We start from the raw sequence: 16714 nt of genomic DNA on the forward strand, positions 1-16714 counted from the left end.
TTGCGCCGTTCAGTCCGGTTTTTTACGCCGTCACGTCGAACAGATCGCCGCGCGCATCCACCTCGATCTCCACCACCCAGCAATCCGGATCGAACCGGATTTCGCGGGCAAGGGCCGCATCGACCGCTTCGGCTTCGGCATTCTCCAGCCGGATCTCGAACAGCCGGCCGGGAGCCGGCTCGTCGAAAAAACTCTGCGGTGCCGGCCCATAGAGCGTTTCGGTGCCAAGCCTGGACCGTTGCCGGATGAAGATCGCGCCCGCCTCGCCCGCTCCCTTGCGCAGGACGGCCGCATAGCTGCCCAGGCCAAAAACCCGGCGAACGAGGGCGGAGACGAAGATTTCGGATTTCAGGCGCATGCATGGCTGATACACCGGGCGGAGCGACGGCGCAAACCGCTGTCTCCGTCAAACGTTGCGCGGTGATCGTGCGGCGAACGCTATCGGGCGCGACAAAAATCAGAGCGCGCCGATTTCCTTCATCTTCCGCAGCACCTTGTCGCTCGGCTGGCCGGTTTCGGGCAGGCGGTAATGCTTTTCGAAATGGCGGATGGCCGAGCGTGTCTGCTCGCCGGCCACGCCGTCGATCGAGACATCGGTATAGGCCAGGTTGCTCAGGCCCTTTTGAATGTTCATCACCAGCTCGCTGGAGGCGGGAATATCGGCCTTGGGGATATATTGCGGATCGATCTCTGCATTGCGGATCGCCGCCGCAACAGGATCGAGGTCACCCTTGCCGGCCTTGACATTCTCGTAGGGCCGCTGCGCCGGCTTGGCCGTAGCAAGCGTTTTGGCGCGTGTCTGCTGCGTGCCGCCAGAAGCCAGCGCGGGGGCCTGCAGGGCGGCGAGCAGGCTATCGCTCGCGGCGCCCGTTTCGGCGCGGCCCGCCTGTTTTTCAAAGCGCAGGATGGCAGCCGAGGTTTTCGGGCCGGTCTTGCCGTCGGCCGGGCCGTCATAGAGGCCGCGCCGTGCCAGTTCCTTCTGGATGCCGGAGACGAGGGCTGCATCAGTGCCATGGGCATCTTCCGGCGCGGACCGGATAACCTCAGACACAGTTTCCGTCTGCGTCTGCGTCTCCGGTTTGCGCTGTTCGATGCTGGCAGTCTCTTCGCCGGCCTCGTCCTCGCGCTGGATCACGAAGGTCGTCACCTTGCGCGGTGCAAGGCTATCGTCATCGGCCCCAAGCCTTGCCGATTGCGGATCGCCCGGCGGCAGGCGCGTACGCATGAGCGGCGACGGATGGACGCCGGGCTGGTACCACATGGCGTTGGCCGCAACGAAGCTGAAAGCGATGGCAAATGCCAGCGAGCCGCCAAAGGCGCGCGGATTGCGCGATGCCAGGCGGCCGGCGAAGGTGAGACCGCGCATCGCCAGCCGAAGGGTCGCAAGACCCGGGCGGCTTTGCGCCTTCTTTTTCTTCTCAGGCTGTTTTCGCTTGCGAGCCGTCATGACCTGCACCCCCGTTCACTCCATCGGCATCCCACCGGCTCGCTTCCGGATAGGTCTGGCCGTTCGTCTTGATCCGCGTACGCTCCTTCAGGCGCGGCGGAAACTCCACCATTGTCTGTTCCACAGGTTCCTGCTCGTCGATGCCGACAATGCCCGAGCCATCGAGCGCGATCGTCACGGTGATCACCGTGCCCTCGCCCGGACGGCTGCGGATGTCGAACTGCCCGCCATGCAGCGCCACCAGGCCCTTGACCAGCGACAGGCCAAGGCCGGTACCTTCATATTTGCGGGTATAGTCGTTCTGGATCTGCACGAAGGGCTGGCCGAGCGACGAGAGCTTGTTTTCGGCAATGCCGATGCCGGTATCGCTGACGATCAGGCTGAGATTGCCGCCGTTGATTTCAGCGTCGATCGTCACCAGCCCGCCGCGATCGGTGAACTTGATGGCATTGCCGACCAGGTTGATGAGGATCTGCTGGATGGCGCGCTGATCGGCATTGACCTCGCCGACGCTGCGCATGATCCGGCTGGTGAGCTGGACGCCCTTTTCACGCGCCTGCAGGCCAAGCATGGCTTCGCAGGCATTGACGACATCGGCGACCCGGAACGGTTCGGGGATCAGCTCGTAGCGCCCGGCCTCGATCTTGCTCATGTCGAGCATGGTGTTGACCACCGACAGGAGATGGGCGCCCGACTGGTTGATCAGCGATACATATTCGCGCTGCCGGTCGTTTTCGAGCTTGCCGAAATATTCGCCCGATAGAATGTCGGAAAAGCCGAGAATGGCATTGAGCGGCGTGCGCAATTCATGGCTGACAGCGGCCAGAAACCGCGTCTTGGCATCATTGGCGGTCTCGGCCAGCCCGGTCTTGTGGATGGCCTCGGCGCGCAGCCTGGCCTCTTCGGAGACGTCGCGCGACTGCACGAGAATGGCAAATTCGCCATCGACCTCGCCCAGCGCCGTCATTTCGCAGCGCATGTGGACGAACTGCTCGCCGCCGGTAAAGACATTGGGATGTTCCAGCCGGATATCGATGGTCGCCTGGCGATTGCCCTGGCGCAGCGCATCGATGGCCTGCATGAAGAGGATGCGGTCGGACACATGGATCTGCTCGATGAAACCGCGGCCGCCGGGATTGCGCATCCAGGCAAGATAGGTTTCGGCGTCGCGGCCATGAACCGATGTGACCGAGCCGCGGATATCGTGGATCGTCACCAGGCCTGCAAAACAATCATAATGGCGGGCGCCGTCATCAACCGGCAGATTCCGGCTTGCCGCCACGGCACGCACCAGCGTCCGGTTGCGCTGATAGGCAATGCCGCCGACGGCAGCGATAAGGGCTGCAGCGCCGACCAGGGCGGCACCGACCGGCAGCGCCAGCGATACCGGCAGGGCAACGGAGAGTGCGAGCGGAACTGTGGGAAAGGCAACCAGGGCCGTGGCGGCGACCGCCCGGATCACGGCGAACTCGCGGCTTGCCTCCGGCTCTCCCGCCAGCTGGCGGGGCAGCCAAAGGCGCGCGGCGTCGTCAATGCGCGACGCCATCCTGCCAGCCATGTTACGCAATACTCTCAACGTCTAACCCTGTACGCTCGTTCTTTTCCGGATCCCGTCATGGTTCCGTCCTTTTATAAGCAATTTTTCATATTCGACCTGAAACGGGCCTTTCGAATAATCGCTTTGCACATCCGAATTTCGCACTGGCGGCTTAATGAAAGGATAAATGAAACAGCGACAAATCCCGCGAAAGGCCCCCAAAGTCCCATTCCGGTACAAATCGCCGGGGCTTTGTCTTTTGTGGTTAATGGGGTGTAAGCGCCGGATTTTAGCTGGTTTTCGGCTTTGCATTAACCTGTGTGGCAGCGCGATGCGGCGCCGGATCCCGCGTTTGAAGCCTTGACAGGGCAAGCTTCGCCTTGAACCTTAACAGCGACCGTTAAAATGCGTGATAAATGCCATTCAAAAGCCGATAATTCCAATTTTAAGAAAAGACGGTGCAAATGCCAGCGGTTTTGGCAAAGGCATATTCCGAATCCCTGCCTAAGGTGTGATGACAAGGCGCCAAGGGAGCGAACCCGGCAGAGACCGGACGCAAGGTGAGTGCCTTACCAAAGGATGGGCAAGACAATGTGGTTTCTGATCAAAGGAACATTCTGGTTTTCGCTGGTGCTGGTGCTCCTGCCGTTTCTCGATCCGGCCAGCACCTCGACACTTGAACGCGGACCGAAAGTCGATGTCGGCGACACGGTGTCGGCTGCCACCGAAGCCTTCGGTTATATCAGCGCCATCTGCGTGGAAAAACCCGATGTCTGCGTCAAGGGCACCGAGACATTCGTGGCGCTCGGCCACCGGGCCCGCGAGGGCGCCAAGATCGCCTATCAGTTCCTCGACCAGCAATTTGCCGAACCGAGCGACGCCGTCACGACCGGCACGGTGACGGCCGCCGCCCAGCCTATAACGGACGCCCCTGCCGATCTCGCCGCCACCGAACAGGCCGCTGCCCAGCCCGAACCACTCTTCAACCGGATCCCGGTACCGGAAAAGCGCATCGACCCGAAGGCCTCCGTGGTTCAATAACGCGCACTGGCTTGCCGCTGCGGCTCTCAATACCTGTCCAAACTGCCGATTTGACCGCAGCCGCGAGGAACGCCCGTCCCTTAAGGCTCTTGTTTTTTGCAGTTCTCATTTTGCCGCCCATCCCCTATATGAACGGCATGAACCAGTTGCACACATCGCCGATCACCCCGCTTGCCGAAATCATCGACAATTGCGCCTATCTGGATGATTGGCAGGACCGGATGAGCTATGTCATCGAGCTCGGGCGCAAGCTGCCGGAGATGCCGGAAGACAAGCGCACGGCGGAAAACAAGGTGCAGGGCTGCGCAAGCCAGGTCTGGCTGGTCACCCATGCGAGCCCGGCGGCGGCCGACCCGATCCTTACCTTCGAGGGCGAATCGGACGCGCATATCGTGCGCGGCCTCGTCGCCATCGTGCTGTCGATCTTTTCCGGGCAGCACGCCTCCGATATCATCAAGACCGATGCGATCGACCTGTTTGGCCGCATGGGGCTGATCGAGTACCTGACGGCGCAGCGCGCCAACGGGCTGCGCTCGATGATCAAGCGGATCAAGGACGAGGCGGCCCAGCAGCTGGCTTCGTGATCCCGGCATCCGCTGCCTGCGGCCGAAAACCTTCATCGCCCCAGACGTGACTGCGCCTTGTATCCTTGCGGGGCGGCGCATAGTGGCGCGACAGCGCCATGAGTGCCGTGCGCAGCATCAGCTTGGCCGAGCGTGCCGGCCATTGCCGCTCGCGTTCGACGAGTTCAAGCCCTTTTTGAAAACAGCAGACATCGAGCGCCACACCGCAGAGTTCCGGCCCGATCGCCTCCATGGCCTTGCCGACGCGAAAGCGGGCGGACATGGCGCTATCACTGATCTCTGCCGCGCCGCCTGCCCCTCCCTTGGTCTTTGACGACAGAAGCGGCTCGTAGGCCATGGTCAGCCGTGGCTGCAGATGCGCGCGGGTAAAATCCGCATGCAATCTTTCGCCGGCGGCGATCGCCTCGGGCGGCAGGAAGGCCTTGCCGGATTTCTCCTTCAGGCGGGCGCAGGCGCCGAGCGGCGATTCCAGCTCATTGACCCGCACCGCCTGGCGGACACCCTCCACCGCAACGGTCTGCGTTTTCATCGCACGGTGCTGCTCCTGGAATGCCTCCGGCGAACCTAAAAGAGCGCGGCGCAGGAACGGCAGCGCCTCACGCGTTGCCCGCACCGTATCCGCCTCGAGCAGCACCAGCCCCAGCGACCGGGCCTGATCGAGCGTCGCCTGCAACATCGCGCGCGCCGGCTTGCCGGCCGGCCCGCCATCGCCGTCGAGCATGAGCGCCCCCGAAGCGTCTGCCTGTCTTAGCCGGAGCGGTGAGCGGGCAGCGGCAACCGTGCGGACGAAGCGGAGAAGCTCTTTTTGCAGCAGGGGTCCACCTTTTCCATCTGGTTCACGCATGGTCGCGGCCTCCCGGTGCACCGAAGAAGCAGGTGACGACGCGCTCCAGCGCGGCGATGAAGTCATCGAAGGCCTGATCGTCGCGCCGGTCCTCGACGACATTGCAGGCGTGGCTGACGGTGGTGCGGTCGCGCCCGAAGGAATAGCCGATATCGGTCAGCGAAATCTGCAGGATGACATGGCAGACATACATGGAAATCTGGCGGACATGGCAGCTGGTGCGGCGCCGGTCGCGCCGCAGAGGCACGCGCTCACCGACCAGCATCACCATCTCCGCCGTCACCTGGCGCACCAGGCGGCACCGGTGATGGGCGGCCACCGACAGAACCGGCCCCCACGGATCCTCCAGCGATCCGGTGCCCCAAGGCACAATGGCGGGATTGACCACCCGGGCGCGTGGCGCGGGCAAGGACTGTTGACGGGACAGGGATCGATGGAGAATATTGATAATGTGCATGGCTCACTCCTTTAATAGGAATTAATTCATACACCCTAGTGTGATTGCGGGGATAAAGAAAAGCACCTTGCCACAACCTCTCGTTGATTTTCCAACGGTTTTAAGGCTTTTCCTCAAAAATTATAGGTATATTTTCCTCGTTGCCATTTCTTCAGGATGGCGATCACGCAAAAAAACCGGCCTGTGTGAGACAGACCGGCTTTCCTGATAGGCAATATCGGAGCGGCGCTTACTTGGCGCGGCGCTTGCGGCGCTGGCCGAGGCCCATTTCCTTGGCGAGCCTTGAGCGGGCTTCCGCATAGGCCGGCGCGACCATCGGGTAGTCGGCAGGCAGATCCCACTTCTCGCGATATTCTTCCGGTGCCAGGCTGTGATGCGTCATCAGGTGGCGCTTCAGCGATTTGAACGTGCCGCCGCATTCCAAACAGGTGATCTGATCGTCCTGGACCGACTTGCGGACCGAAACGGCAGGCTTCGGCTTTTCGACGACAACGGCGACAGGAACCGGGCTGCTGGTGTTGTTCAGCGCGGCATGCACGTCACCGATCAGCGTCGACAGTTCAGCGACCGGTACGACATGATTGCTGACATAGGCAGCGACAATCTCTGCGGTCAGTTCAACCAAGAGGTCGTGGCCCGAGCCAAGCGGTAAATCCGTCATTTTTTCTTTCTCCTATCGGAATCACTTCAAAACGTGCCCGCGACGGGTTTATCGCGAACACAGCTAAACCATTTGAGAAAGTGTCCGAATACACGGATGTCCGGCGGCCCAGATGCTTTTTGCTTCTGACAGCCACAGAAAACCACGGGAACCGCATAATACTCCTAAATTCCGGGGATTGGAATCCATTACCAAAACGCAGGGACAACCCTGCGCCTCAAAGCAACGATCAATAGTCACAACCCATGCTGGAATTTCACAATGAAGTAATACGGAAATGGACACTTTGCCTTTACTCGATTAACATCAACCGGGCAAAAGTCCAATCATAATTTGTGCGAGATTTAGCCTATTGATCTTTAGGGGCAGCGCATATCGCCGCACAACCGGAAACATTACGATACATCTTGCGCAAGAGGCTACGCGCACTGGCAAGTAATGGCAATTTTACTTGGCATTCATCATACTGTCGCCAGCAATACCAAGACCTGCGCGCCAGATTTTGTAGCTGAAACCCCGCGCAGACATATGATCAAGAATCATGTGGAGGCATGCATCGCGGCAGAATGCGTTCGATTAAAGGCACGCGGCAATCAAACAAACGGATCACTGCCTGCGGGCGGCGGGCGGCGATTGCGGCATCTGGTCAGTCACGGACAGATTGGTGAGCCGATATCCCGCCTGATGGGCGGCCTTGGCCAGAAGATGGGCCGAGAGCGGCGCCGTGAGCACGAAAAACGCAAATCCGGCCAGGGCGCGCAACAAAATAGCGATATCCATCGCATGGATGCCTGCCGCCAGAAGCAGCAGGCCGGAGCCGATCGTGCCGGCCTTGGAGGCGGCGTGCATGCGGGTATAGAGATCGGGAAAGCGCAGCACGCCCAGCGCCGCCAGCACGCTGAACAGCGACCCGATGACGAGGAGCGCACTGACGGCAAGCGCCGTCACCATATCAAGTTCGCCTGCCATTACCGGGCTCCCTTCTGTTTGCGCCGCGCCGGCTTGCCACGCCTTGCCTTTTTCTGCGCTCCCGGCGGCACTGCGGCGGCACGATTGTTTCTTTCTGACGACAGTCCCCGTGCCAAAATGAAACGGGCAAAGGCGACGGTGGCGAGGAAGCCGACGAGGCTGAGCGCAATGGCGATATCGATATAGAGCGTGAAGCCGCTCTTGATGGCAAGGACCGCGATGAGGCCGATGGCGATTGCCACCAGCATGTCGAGACCCAGCACCCGGTCAGGCAAGGCCGGGCCGCGCACGATCTGAACCACGGTCAGCAACAGCCCGAGCGACAGGGCGACGAGCGCGAATGACGTGGAATAGGACAGGATGGCGGCAGCACTCATAGCGGAAACGCCTCCCGGATGCGGCGTTCAAAGCCGCTGGAAATCGCCCGTTTCTCGGCGGCCGGATCATGGCAATCCAGCGCATGGACATAGAGCGTCTTGCGGTCAGCGGATACATCGACCGACAGCGTGCCCGGCGTCAGCGTGATCAGGTTGGCCAGAAGCGTGATTTCGAAATCGCGCGTCAGGGACAGCGGGAACGCAAAGATGCCCGGCCGCAACCGCATATTGGGCCGCATCACCAGGATCGCCACCTTGATCGCCGACAGCGACAATTCCTTGAAGAACAGGCCTATCAGCAGCAGAAGCTTGACCGGCCGCACGGCGTGACGGACGGCAGACACCTGTTCGCGCACCAGCCACAGCGACAGCGCCCCGGCGGCAAATCCCAAGACGAGATTGGGCAGGCTGAAACTGCCGGAGACGGCAGCCCAGATGAGCGTCAGCACCAGATTGACGGCAAGCACGATCATGGCGCACCTCCCGCCGGAAAGACGGACTTGAGATAGGCGGATGGCTCGATCAGCGTCGATGCCGCCTGTTGCGCCAGATGCAGCAGGGTTTCCGGAAAGAGCCCGATGAGGCTGCTTGACACCGTCAAGGCAATAAGTGGCAACAGGGTGGTAAGCGTAGCAGGCACGGCAGCGGCCTGGCCCTCGCGCGGACGCCAATAGGCGAGCAGAAAGACCCGTCCCGTGGCAATCATGGTGAGGAAGCCAGAGACGAGCAGGATCGCCGCCAGCCAGGAAAAACCGCCATCGATCGCTGCCCTGACCAGCATGACCTTCGGCCAAAACCCGGAAAATGGCGGCAGGCCGGAGACCGAGAAGAACAGCATCAGCGACAGCGCCGCAAACAGCGGCGACTGGTGATAGAGCCCGCCTGCCGCATGCAGCGAGAAGCCGCCGCTCAAGCGTGCGGCCAGGCCGATCGCCAGGTAGAGCGCCGTCATCACCAGCATTGAATGGACGGCATAGACGATCACGCCGCCGATCGCGTCTGCGCCGCCAATGGCGATGCCGGCCAGCATGGCGCCGATGCCGGAGATCACGAGGTAGCCGAGCAGGCGGCGGGTGTCGCTCTGCGCCAAGGCCCCGAGCGATCCCGTCAGCATGGTGAGCGCGGCGGCCACCGCCAGCGCCAGGCTTAACTGCTCGCGCTCGGCCGGAAACAGCATGACGCCGATTCTGATCAGCGCATAGATCCCGACCTTGGTCAAAAGGCCGGCAAACAGCGCCGACACGACGATGCGCGGCGTGTGATAGGAGGCGGGCAGCCAGAAATTCACCGGGAAGGCCGCCGCCTTCATCGAGAAGGCGAGGACGTAGAGTGCCGTCAGCGTCACCAGCGGCGCCGTCATCTGCAACGCCGGCGCCCTGGCCGCGATATCGGCCATGTTGAGCGTGCCGAAGATGCCGTAGAGATAGCCGGTGGTGATCAGGAACAGCGTGGTGGCGACGAGATTGAGGAAGCCGTATTTGACCGCTCCGTCGATCTGCTCGCGCTCGGAGCCGAGGACCAGCAGGCCGAAGGACGAGATCAACAGCACCTCGAACCAGACATAGAGATTGAAGACGTCGCCGGTGAGGAACGCGCCGCTGACCCCCGCCATCAACAGCATCAAAAACGGATAGAAACCATAGCGCCTGCCGCTTTCATTGACATCGTCGATGGCGGCGACGGCGCCCATCAGCGCCACCACAGCCGAGGTCAGTGCAAACAGGGCGCCGGTGAGATCCACCGTGAAGGCGATGCCGAATGGCGGCAGCCAGCGGCCCATCACCATCGTCACCGGCCCGCTCTCTGTGACATGCCACAAAAGTGCCGCGTCGAGCGCCACCAGCACGATCAGCCCGAAGACTGCGATCAGCGGCTGGGCGGCACTCCTGTGGCGGATCATCATCAGGATGGCGCCGACGGCGATACACCAGGCGACGGGGAGGACGACCAGCCAGTCGAGTGCTGCCACCGGCTGAAGAACCAGGGCTGCGGCGAGATCGGCTGGAGATGCGGGAGCGGCCATGTCTGTCAGTATCCCAGCGGCGGCTGAACGCCATCCGGCTCGGCCACGCGCATGGCATCGGTATTGTCCGTTCCAAGGCTCACATAGGCGCGCCAGGACAGCACCAGCAGGAAGGCGAAGAACGAGAAGGAAATCACGATCGCCGTCAGGATCAGCGCCTGCGGCAGCGGATTGGCGGTGGCGGCTGCCGGCACATCGAGCCCCTCGCCGATCACCGGCGGCACTTCGCGCAGGATGCGGCCGCTGGTAAAGATCAGCAGGTTGACCGCATTGCCGAGAATGGCAACGCCGAGCAGCATGCGGATGATGTATTTCGACAGGAGCAGGTAGACTGCCACGGCAAGGAAGATGCCGGTCAGGACGGCGAAAACGGGTTCCATCAGTCTTCCCCCCTTTCCTCGAGCGACAGCGCGATGGACGTTACCGCGCCGACCACGACCAGATAGACGCCGATATCGAACGTCATGACGCTCGACAGCGGGATTTCGTAACCGAACACCACGGGATAGACCCAGAGCCCGGTCATGAAGGGGACATGAAAGAGCATCGACACAAGGCCGGACAGGGTTGCCAGCAGCAGGCCGGCACCGGCGATCGAGAGCGGATGAAAGACGATGGCGCGGCGCACCGTCTCGACACCGAAAGCGATGCCATAGACCGACAGGGCGGCCACGGCGATCAGCCCGCCGATGAAGCCGCCGCCGGGCTCGTTATGGCCGCGCAACAGCACGAAGATCGAAAACAGCATGGTCACGCTGACGATGACGGGGGTGATGGTGCGAAAGATCAGCGATGTCACCGGCCGGCCTCCCCGGCATCGGGATCATTATCGGCCATACGGCGCAAGGACCCCGCCCGCAGCCGCACCAGCGACAGAACCGCCAAGCCTGCGATCATCACCACGGCGATCTCGCCCAGCGTATCGGTGCCGCGGAAATCGACGATGATGACGTTAACGATATTGGCGCCATGGGCAATGGTTTTGGAATATTGCGCGAAGAAATCCGACAGCGCCGGGTTGAACGGCACCTGCGTGACCTTGAGAAGCAGCAGCCCGCCGCCCAGGCCGCAGGCAATGGCGATCGCTGCGTCCGGCAGGGTCTCGCGGAACGGCCGGTGATCGGAGGCCGAGAGCTTGAGCCGCGTCATGACCAGCGCCAGGATGACCACCGCCAGCGTTTCGATCATGAACTGGGTAAAGGCCAGATCCGGCGCGCCATAGAGCAGGAAGATGACGGCGACGGAAAAACCCTGGATGCCGAGCGAAACGATCGCCGTCAGCCGGTCTTTTGCCAGGACGACGGCGAACAGGCCGGCCACCGCGATGATCATGATCGCCAGTTCGTGCAGCGGTATGGATGGAAAAACCGGCGCCCGCGCCAGTTCGCCAAACAGGAACGGCGGCACGAGCAGGACGAGCGCGATCATCACGAAGGTTGCGGTCATATAGCTGTCCAGCCTGCCGTTTTGCAGGCGCCGGGTGATGGCGAAGGACAGGCGCACCAGGCTGCGGATGGCCTGATCGAAGCCGCGATCCGGCCCCCAGCCGATTGTAGCCAGGACCGACGCAACACCTGCCCGCACCTGCGCAAGGCCGATATAGAGCGCAATGCCGAGGACGACCGTCAGCCCCGACAGGGCCAGCGGCACGCCGATATGCGGAACAAGCGAAATGGCGACGACGCGCGGTCCGCCGGCAATGGCGGAGGCCATCGGCGTGGAAACGAGGGCGTGGACCGTGCCTGAAAACAGCGCGGCGGCGAGGCCCGCGACCGCCAGAATAGCAGGCCCGAGCCAGAGCAGGACCGGCGCCTCATGCGCATGTTTCGGCGTGGCGGCCGGCTTACCCATAAACGGCTTCAACGCCACGGCGAAGGCGACGGCAAACATCAGCCCATTTCCCGTGACAGTCAGAATGGCAAAGAGGATCGAACGCGGATCAGACGACGACAGCGCGGCATAGACCTCCTCCTTGGCGAGGAAGCCGAAGAAGGGCGGCAGCCCGCCCATCGAGATGGCGGCGGCAAGCGCAATGGCAAAGGTCAACGGCATGGCGGTGCGCAGGCCGCCAAGACGGGTGACGTCGCGCGTTCCGGTCTCGTGGTCGATAATCCCCGCCACCATGAACAGAGCGCCCTTGAACAGCGAATGGGCCACCAGATACAGCACCGCCGCCTCGATGGCATAGGGCGATCCGAAGCCGGTGAGCATGACAAGAAGGCCGAGCGACGACATGGTCGTATAGGCAAGCATCAGCTTGAGGTCGGTCTGGCGCACGGCCAGAAGCGCGCCGATGATGAGAGTGACGCCCCCGAACACCGGCAGGATCAGCTGCCATTCGGGCGTCCCGCCGAGCACGGGATTGAGCCGCATCAGCAGATAGACGCCGGCCTTCACCATGGTGGCCGAATGCAGATAGGCCGAAACCGGCGTCGGGGCCTCCATCGCGTTCGGCAGCCAGAAATGGAACGGAAACTGCGCCGATTTGGTGAAGGTGCCGCCCAGCACCAGGACAAGAACTGCCAGATAGAGCGGGCTCGCCTGAACCATTGGCCCCAGCGATGACAGGGCCGAAAATTCGGTGACGCCGGTGATGCTCCACAGCACGAGCAGGCCGGCCAGCAGGAACAGGCCGCCGCCGCCGGTGATGACCAGCGCCTGGAATGCGGCACGGCGCGCTTCCTCGCGCTGATGGTCAAAACCGATCAGAAGGAAGGAGGTGATCGAGGTCAGCTCCCAAAAGACGAACAGCATCAGGAAGCTGTCGGAGGCGACCAGGCCAAGCATCGCGCCCATGAACATCAGGAGGAACGAGAGGAAGCGGCCCTGATGCGCATGGCCCTTGAGGTAACCACCCGCATACAGCACGATCAGCGCGCCGATGCCCGAGATCAGCAGAAGGAACGTCAGGGACAGGCCATCGACCAGAAAGGACAACCGGACATCGAGGGACGGCACCCAGCTGTAACCGCCAGCGACGGCCCTGCCCTGAGCAACCTCAGCCGCAAAGCCTGAAAAATGCACGAAGATCGCAGCCGGGATCAGGGCCAGCACCCAGGCGGCACCATGGCCGAACATCCGGGTGAGCATGGGCGCTGCAAGCGCACCCAGAAAAGGCAGGCAGAGGGCCAGAAATGTCAGGCTGGTGACATTCATGGGTCGGCAGGCTCCTTTCATGAGCGGATGGCCAAAGCCGGACTGGCAGCGGAAAATGCCACGGATCTCTACCGGTTGGGAATACGGCAAGCGATGGTGAAACTCAAGGTTATGGGTGGATATACAGGGGCAATCGTCCGTCGGCGCGCCCAAAACACATGCAGCGGCATTACCAATTTGACCGCGACGCCCTCCCGGCAATTGCCACGGCACAAGTCCGTCCTATCTTCTGCGTCCTATAGTCACGGGAGGCATGGATGAGCGAGACAAGACCCTTGAAAGTCGAGAGGACCGATGCGGAATGGCGGGCACAGCTGACCCCGGATCAATACCGCATCACCCGGCAGCACGGCACCGAACGGGCATTTTCCAGCCCGGATTTCGCGCCGGGCCGGACGGGCATCTATCATTGCATCTGCTGCAACCGGCCGCTCTTTCACGCGCAGACGAAATTCGATTCGGGCACGGGCTGGCCGAGCTTCTTCGAGCCGGTCGCCATCGACGCCGTGACCGAACATTCCGACATGTCCTACGGCATGAACCGGACGGAAATCCGCTGTGCCGACTGCGATGCGCATCTCGGCCACGTCTTTCCCGACGGCCCGCCACCCACCGGCCTGCGCTATTGCATGAACGGCGTTGCCCTGTCCTTTGAAGCGTCGTAACCGGGAGGTTATCACGCCGATGTGCCGCCCGGTTTCACGCCGGCGTGGGAGAGCGGCTCTAGCGAAGGTGCAGCTTTTGAATCAAGCGAAGGCGCCAAGACATTGAGTTTGGTGCATTTTCGCCGAAGGCGCCGAACTGACGGTGTGCAGGACGGTCCTACACCAGAACCATCCCCTGTCCCCGCTCAGCTGGCAGCACTGCTGATACAGGTGAGAACCGCGGAATAATGCACGGCTGCGGCGGTGACGACGAAGCCGTGCCAGATCGCATTCTGGAAGCGCAGCTTTTCCCAGACGTGAAAGATCACGCCGAGCGAGTAGATGATGCCGCCGATCAGGATGAGGATCAGCGTGGTTTCGGTCAGCTGCGACAGAAGCGGACCGGCGGCAAAGACGCCGCTCCAGCCCATGGCGAGGTAAAGCAGGATCGCCAGCTTGTCGAAGCGGCCGGGAAAGACGCATTTGATCAAAACGCCGACGATGGCGATCGACCAGATGCCGATCAGCATGCCGAACAGATAGGGATCGTCCCAGCCGCGCTGCAGGAAAGGCGTATAGGTGGCGGCGATCAGGATGTAGATCGACGAGTGATCGAAGCGGCGCAGGAACCACTTGGTCTGCGACACCGGATAGAGATTGTAGAGAAACGAAATCGACAATGTCGCGACCAGGCCGGCGCCATAGATCCAGGCGGCAACCAGCTGTCCCGATGTGCTCCAGACGCTGGCATAGAAGATCATCGCGGTCACGCCGATCAGGGCACAGGCAAGCCCGACGCCATGAACGACGCCATCGGCGATCAGCTCAGAGCGATCGTAGTTCCATTTGATGCCCTTGATTTCCATGCACGCCTCTCAACAGCCGATCCCGGCCGGGCTTCTTCATTCATATTCCACCGGCTTTTGAAGCCGATGCGTCAACCCGGACGTTCACCGCAGTCTGCCGTCAAGCGGCGCCTTCGGCAAGCCAGATAAGCATAACAATTTGACAGGCTGTTAAAGACCGAATGGCGGCAGACGAAATCAACATTTGCGACAGGCCGACATCGGGCGATCCGGATCAAACCACCATCCGCCGCGTCTTTGCGGGCGCGGTGGATGGATCATGTGTCAACAGCAGGCGCTTCAGCGGTCGATCAGCACGGCGCATTTGCAATGACTGGCGACGCGGGTGGCGGTGGAGCCGATGAAATAATCGATCAGTCCCGGCCGGTGCGACGCGATGATCACCAGGTCTGCTTTCGCCTCCTCGGCAAAGCTGTTGATGACGCCGGCGGCACCGCCGATGCGGATTTCGACATGGCCTTTGACGCCATGCTTTTCCAGAAAGCCGGTCAGCGTCTTTTTCGCGTGGTCGCGCGAGGCCTCGATCAGTTCCAGCGGGAAATCGACGATCATATAGCCCTGGGCATAGGCATTCAGATCCTCGACAACGTTGAGCAGGATGATCTCGCCGCCGTCATCGAGCAGCGACTGGGCGCGCGTCAAAACCTTCTCGCCGTGCTCCAGCTGGTCCATGGCAATCGGCACGATAATTTTCGAATACATGACTGTCTCCTCGGGTTCGCCGCACCGGCTGCAGGATAGGACGGCCCGCCGTGCAGGCCGGCATCCCCGCCGCTTCGCGCGGATGATTCAATATAGGTGTGGCGGGGCCAAAGTCACAATCGGCCATGCGGTCGCAGGCGATTGTCAACAGGTTGAGAACAGTACATCCTCAACCCGGCCTCTTCCGTGAACGCCGCGCGCGCGCCATAGTGACGGTCAAGACCATCAGACAGGCCATGATACAGGACGCGACCGATGACCAGCTTCAACAGGCGCACGTTCATGACGGTTTCGGCCACCGCATTGGCCACCGCAGGGTCGCTCACCACAACCAGGGCAGGAAGCACGCCTATGACCGTTCAAACCGAAGATCACGCCATCCGCATGCCAGCCTTCGTCGATCATTCGCATCTGGTCGTGCGCGACCTGCCGATGGTGTCGTCCTGGTACCAGAGCATCATGGGCCTGCAGCCGATCGAAAAGACCGCAAGCGGCGAGACGCTGGGTGCCGGCGGCCGCCCGCTTTTGACACTGACGACGCAGGGCAATGCGGCAACCGCCCCGCAAAATGCGCCCGGCCTGTTCCACACCGCCTTCCTGGTGCCTGACCGCAAAGAGCTTGGCCGCTGGCTTGCCCATATCGCTGAAAATAACGTGCCGCTTCAGGGGGCATCCGACCATCTGGTGTCGGAAGCCATCTATCTCGGCGATCCCGAAGGCAACGGCATCGAGGTCTATCGCGACCGGCCGCGCGCCGAGTGGAACTACCTTGACGACGGCATGGTGAAGATGGCGACGCTGCCGCTCGACCTGCAGGCGCTGTATGACGAGGCGCCGAAGGACAACTGGGGCGGCATGGCCGGCGGCACGGCGATCGGCCATATCCATCTGCAGGTTTCGGATATTCCGCAGGCCAACGCCTTCTTCCGCGATGTGCTCGGCCTCGACCTGATGGCCACCTATCCCGGCGCCAGCTTCTTCGCCTCGGGAAAATACCATCACCATGTCGGCGCCAATATCTGGAACTCGCGCGGCGCACCAAAACGCCAAGCCAACATGACCGGCCTGTCGGACTATACCGTGCATTTCAACGATCCGGCCAAGCTTAAGAATGCCGTCGTCAAGCTCGACGAACTGGAAATTCCGGTGACGCGCAATGGCGATACCGTTTCGCTTACCGACCCCTGGGGGATCGGCCTGAAACTGGTTGGATGACGGCAAGGCGGGCCGCCTGGCTGCGCTTTTCAACAGGGCGGCTGCGGCGGATTGTACCGTTTTGATTCTTAAAGTTGACTCTTATTGTCATGTATAATACGCCGCCCGGACGTCCGCTTTTGCGGATTTCTGTCTAGGGGTTATTATTTTGAAAAATAAGAGAATTCTTGTATACGCGCTCGCCACGGCGA

General features: G+C 61.7%; 20 protein-coding genes. 4 read left to right on the top strand and 16 right to left on the bottom strand.

Going from position 1 to position 16714, the window contains the following annotated elements:
- Window positions 1–22: 22 nt before the first annotated feature.
- The 3 genes from PYR65_RS16860 to PYR65_RS16870 all read right to left on the bottom strand — a co-directional run bounded on the left by PYR65_RS16860 (window position 23) and on the right by PYR65_RS16870 (window position 3005).
- Window positions 23–358 carry a DUF1491 family protein gene (locus PYR65_RS16860; RefSeq protein ID WP_276118800.1) on the bottom strand — a complete coding sequence of 112 codons (336 nt, stop codon included), beginning with the start codon at window positions 356–358 and terminating at the stop codon, window positions 23–25.
- A 99-nt stretch (window positions 359–457) separates the two neighbouring features.
- The gene (locus PYR65_RS16865; protein WP_276118801.1) at window positions 458–1447 is read right to left on the bottom strand and encodes a peptidoglycan-binding domain-containing protein; all 990 of its coding nucleotides are present in this window, start codon (window positions 1445–1447) and stop codon (window positions 458–460) included.
- On the bottom strand, window positions 1419–3005 hold the full coding sequence (locus tag PYR65_RS16870; protein ID WP_276118802.1) for a sensor histidine kinase: 1587 nt from the start codon (window positions 3003–3005) through the stop codon (window positions 1419–1421). The genes PYR65_RS16865 and PYR65_RS16870 overlap by 29 nt, the downstream gene beginning before the upstream one ends.
- 570 nt (window positions 3006–3575) lie before the next feature.
- On the opposite strand from PYR65_RS16870, the gene PYR65_RS16875 reads away from it, so the two are divergent.
- The gene (locus tag PYR65_RS16875; protein ID WP_276118803.1) at window positions 3576–4025 is read left to right on the top strand and encodes a DUF5330 domain-containing protein; all 450 of its coding nucleotides are present in this window, start codon (window positions 3576–3578) and stop codon (window positions 4023–4025) included.
- Window positions 4026–4186: 161 nt separating this feature from the next.
- A complete protein-coding gene (locus PYR65_RS16880; protein WP_276121087.1) occupies window positions 4187–4609 on the top strand; it encodes a SufE family protein in 423 nt (140 codons plus the stop codon).
- On the opposite strand, the gene PYR65_RS16885 is transcribed toward PYR65_RS16880, so the two are convergent.
- The 10 genes from PYR65_RS16885 to PYR65_RS16930 form a co-directional block, all read right to left on the bottom strand.
- Window positions 4575–5453: a DUF6456 domain-containing protein gene (locus PYR65_RS16885; protein WP_276118804.1), complete on the bottom strand. Its 879-nt coding sequence runs from the start codon at window positions 5451–5453 to the stop codon at window positions 4575–4577. The two genes, PYR65_RS16880 and PYR65_RS16885, sit on opposite strands and share 35 nt — an antisense overlap.
- On the bottom strand, window positions 5446–5910 hold the full coding sequence (locus tag PYR65_RS30480; RefSeq protein WP_328518491.1) for a helix-turn-helix domain-containing protein: 465 nt from the start codon (window positions 5908–5910) through the stop codon (window positions 5446–5448). The genes PYR65_RS16885 and PYR65_RS30480 overlap by 8 nt, the downstream gene beginning before the upstream one ends.
- Before the next feature lie 229 nt (window positions 5911–6139).
- A complete protein-coding gene (locus PYR65_RS16895; protein WP_060639941.1) occupies window positions 6140–6571 on the bottom strand; it encodes a MucR family transcriptional regulator in 432 nt (143 codons plus the stop codon).
- A 606-nt stretch (window positions 6572–7177) separates the two neighbouring features.
- Complete coding sequence (gene mnhG, locus PYR65_RS16900; protein ID WP_276118805.1) at window positions 7178–7540, bottom strand: monovalent cation/H(+) antiporter subunit G; 363 nt, start codon at window positions 7538–7540, stop codon at window positions 7178–7180.
- Window positions 7540–7917 carry a cation:proton antiporter gene (locus PYR65_RS16905; protein ID WP_276118806.1) on the bottom strand — a complete coding sequence of 126 codons (378 nt, stop codon included), beginning with the start codon at window positions 7915–7917 and terminating at the stop codon, window positions 7540–7542. The genes mnhG and PYR65_RS16905 overlap by 1 nt, the downstream gene beginning before the upstream one ends.
- The gene (locus PYR65_RS16910; protein ID WP_276118807.1) at window positions 7914–8390 is read right to left on the bottom strand and encodes a Na+/H+ antiporter subunit E; all 477 of its coding nucleotides are present in this window, start codon (window positions 8388–8390) and stop codon (window positions 7914–7916) included. The genes PYR65_RS16905 and PYR65_RS16910 overlap by 4 nt, the downstream gene beginning before the upstream one ends.
- Window positions 8387–9940, bottom strand: coding sequence for a Na+/H+ antiporter subunit D (locus PYR65_RS16915; RefSeq protein WP_276118808.1), 1554 nt, complete (start codon window positions 9938–9940; stop codon window positions 8387–8389). The genes PYR65_RS16910 and PYR65_RS16915 overlap by 4 nt, the downstream gene beginning before the upstream one ends.
- Window positions 9941–9945: 5 nt before the next feature.
- The gene (locus PYR65_RS16920) at window positions 9946–10320 is read right to left on the bottom strand and encodes a Na+/H+ antiporter subunit C (protein ID WP_060639946.1); all 375 of its coding nucleotides are present in this window, start codon (window positions 10318–10320) and stop codon (window positions 9946–9948) included.
- On the bottom strand, window positions 10320–10739 hold the full coding sequence (locus PYR65_RS16925; RefSeq protein ID WP_276118809.1) for a Na(+)/H(+) antiporter subunit B: 420 nt from the start codon (window positions 10737–10739) through the stop codon (window positions 10320–10322). The genes PYR65_RS16920 and PYR65_RS16925 overlap by 1 nt, the downstream gene beginning before the upstream one ends.
- Window positions 10736–13096 (bottom strand): putative monovalent cation/H+ antiporter subunit A, encoded by a 2361-nt coding sequence (locus PYR65_RS16930; protein WP_276118810.1) that lies wholly within the window; start codon window positions 13094–13096, stop codon window positions 10736–10738. The genes PYR65_RS16925 and PYR65_RS16930 overlap by 4 nt, the downstream gene beginning before the upstream one ends.
- Before the next feature lie 257 nt (window positions 13097–13353).
- On the opposite strand from PYR65_RS16930, the gene msrB reads away from it, so the two are divergent.
- Window positions 13354–13761, top strand: a complete 408-nt coding sequence (gene msrB / locus PYR65_RS16935) for a peptide-methionine (R)-S-oxide reductase MsrB (RefSeq protein WP_060639949.1) — start codon at window positions 13354–13356, stop codon at window positions 13759–13761.
- 185 nt (window positions 13762–13946) lie between these two features.
- On the opposite strand, the gene trhA is transcribed toward msrB, so the two are convergent.
- The 3 genes from trhA to PYR65_RS16950 all read right to left on the bottom strand — a co-directional run bounded on the left by trhA (window position 13947) and on the right by PYR65_RS16950 (window position 15655).
- Window positions 13947–14606 (bottom strand): PAQR family membrane homeostasis protein TrhA, encoded by a 660-nt coding sequence (gene trhA / locus PYR65_RS16940; RefSeq protein ID WP_060639950.1) that lies wholly within the window; start codon window positions 14604–14606, stop codon window positions 13947–13949.
- Between the two features lie 279 nt (window positions 14607–14885).
- The gene (locus PYR65_RS16945; protein WP_276118811.1) at window positions 14886–15308 is read right to left on the bottom strand and encodes a universal stress protein; all 423 of its coding nucleotides are present in this window, start codon (window positions 15306–15308) and stop codon (window positions 14886–14888) included.
- Between the two features lie 113 nt (window positions 15309–15421).
- The gene (locus PYR65_RS16950) at window positions 15422–15655 is read right to left on the bottom strand and encodes a hypothetical protein (RefSeq protein ID WP_276118812.1); all 234 of its coding nucleotides are present in this window, start codon (window positions 15653–15655) and stop codon (window positions 15422–15424) included.
- Window positions 15656–15659: 4 nt separating this feature from the next.
- Here PYR65_RS16950 and PYR65_RS16955 point away from each other — a divergent pair, with 4 nt between their 5' ends.
- The gene (locus PYR65_RS16955; protein ID WP_276118813.1) at window positions 15660–16523 is read left to right on the top strand and encodes a VOC family protein; all 864 of its coding nucleotides are present in this window, start codon (window positions 15660–15662) and stop codon (window positions 16521–16523) included.
- Window positions 16524–16714: the final 191 nt, after the last annotated feature.

Source organism: Pararhizobium qamdonense, assembly GCF_029277445.1.
In the GTDB taxonomy this organism is placed as follows: Bacteria; Pseudomonadota; Alphaproteobacteria; order Rhizobiales; family Rhizobiaceae; genus Pararhizobium; species Pararhizobium qamdonense.

Coding starts and splice junctions, on each gene's coding strand:
- PYR65_RS16860 (WP_276118800.1), bottom strand. CDS start 358: ATGCGCCTGAAATCCGAAATCTTCGTCTCCGCCCTCGTTCGCCGGGTT.
- PYR65_RS16865 (WP_276118801.1), bottom strand. CDS start 1,447: ATGACGGCTCGCAAGCGAAAACAGCCTGAGAAGAAAAAGAAGGCGCAA.
- PYR65_RS16870 (WP_276118802.1), bottom strand. CDS start 3,005: ATGGCTGGCAGGATGGCGTCGCGCATTGACGACGCCGCGCGCCTTTGG.
- PYR65_RS16875 (WP_276118803.1), top strand. CDS start 3,576: ATGTGGTTTCTGATCAAAGGAACATTCTGGTTTTCGCTGGTGCTGGTG.
- PYR65_RS16885 (WP_276118804.1), bottom strand. CDS start 5,453: ATGCGTGAACCAGATGGAAAAGGTGGACCCCTGCTGCAAAAAGAGCTT.
- PYR65_RS30480 (WP_328518491.1), bottom strand. CDS start 5,910: ATGCACATTATCAATATTCTCCATCGATCCCTGTCCCGTCAACAGTCC.
- PYR65_RS16895 (WP_060639941.1), bottom strand. CDS start 6,571: ATGACGGATTTACCGCTTGGCTCGGGCCACGACCTCTTGGTTGAACTG.
- mnhG (WP_276118805.1), bottom strand. CDS start 7,540: ATGGCAGGCGAACTTGATATGGTGACGGCGCTTGCCGTCAGTGCGCTC.
- PYR65_RS16905 (WP_276118806.1), bottom strand. CDS start 7,917: ATGAGTGCTGCCGCCATCCTGTCCTATTCCACGTCATTCGCGCTCGTC.
- PYR65_RS16910 (WP_276118807.1), bottom strand. CDS start 8,390: ATGATCGTGCTTGCCGTCAATCTGGTGCTGACGCTCATCTGGGCTGCC.
- PYR65_RS16915 (WP_276118808.1), bottom strand. CDS start 9,940: ATGGCCGCTCCCGCATCTCCAGCCGATCTCGCCGCAGCCCTGGTTCTT.
- PYR65_RS16920 (WP_060639946.1), bottom strand. CDS start 10,320: ATGGAACCCGTTTTCGCCGTCCTGACCGGCATCTTCCTTGCCGTGGCA.
- PYR65_RS16930 (WP_276118810.1), bottom strand. CDS start 13,096: ATGAATGTCACCAGCCTGACATTTCTGGCCCTCTGCCTGCCTTTTCTG.
- msrB (WP_060639949.1), top strand. CDS start 13,354: ATGAGCGAGACAAGACCCTTGAAAGTCGAGAGGACCGATGCGGAATGG.
- trhA (WP_060639950.1), bottom strand. CDS start 14,606: ATGGAAATCAAGGGCATCAAATGGAACTACGATCGCTCTGAGCTGATC.
- PYR65_RS16945 (WP_276118811.1), bottom strand. CDS start 15,308: ATGTATTCGAAAATTATCGTGCCGATTGCCATGGACCAGCTGGAGCAC.
- PYR65_RS16955 (WP_276118813.1), top strand. CDS start 15,660: ATGACCGTTCAAACCGAAGATCACGCCATCCGCATGCCAGCCTTCGTC.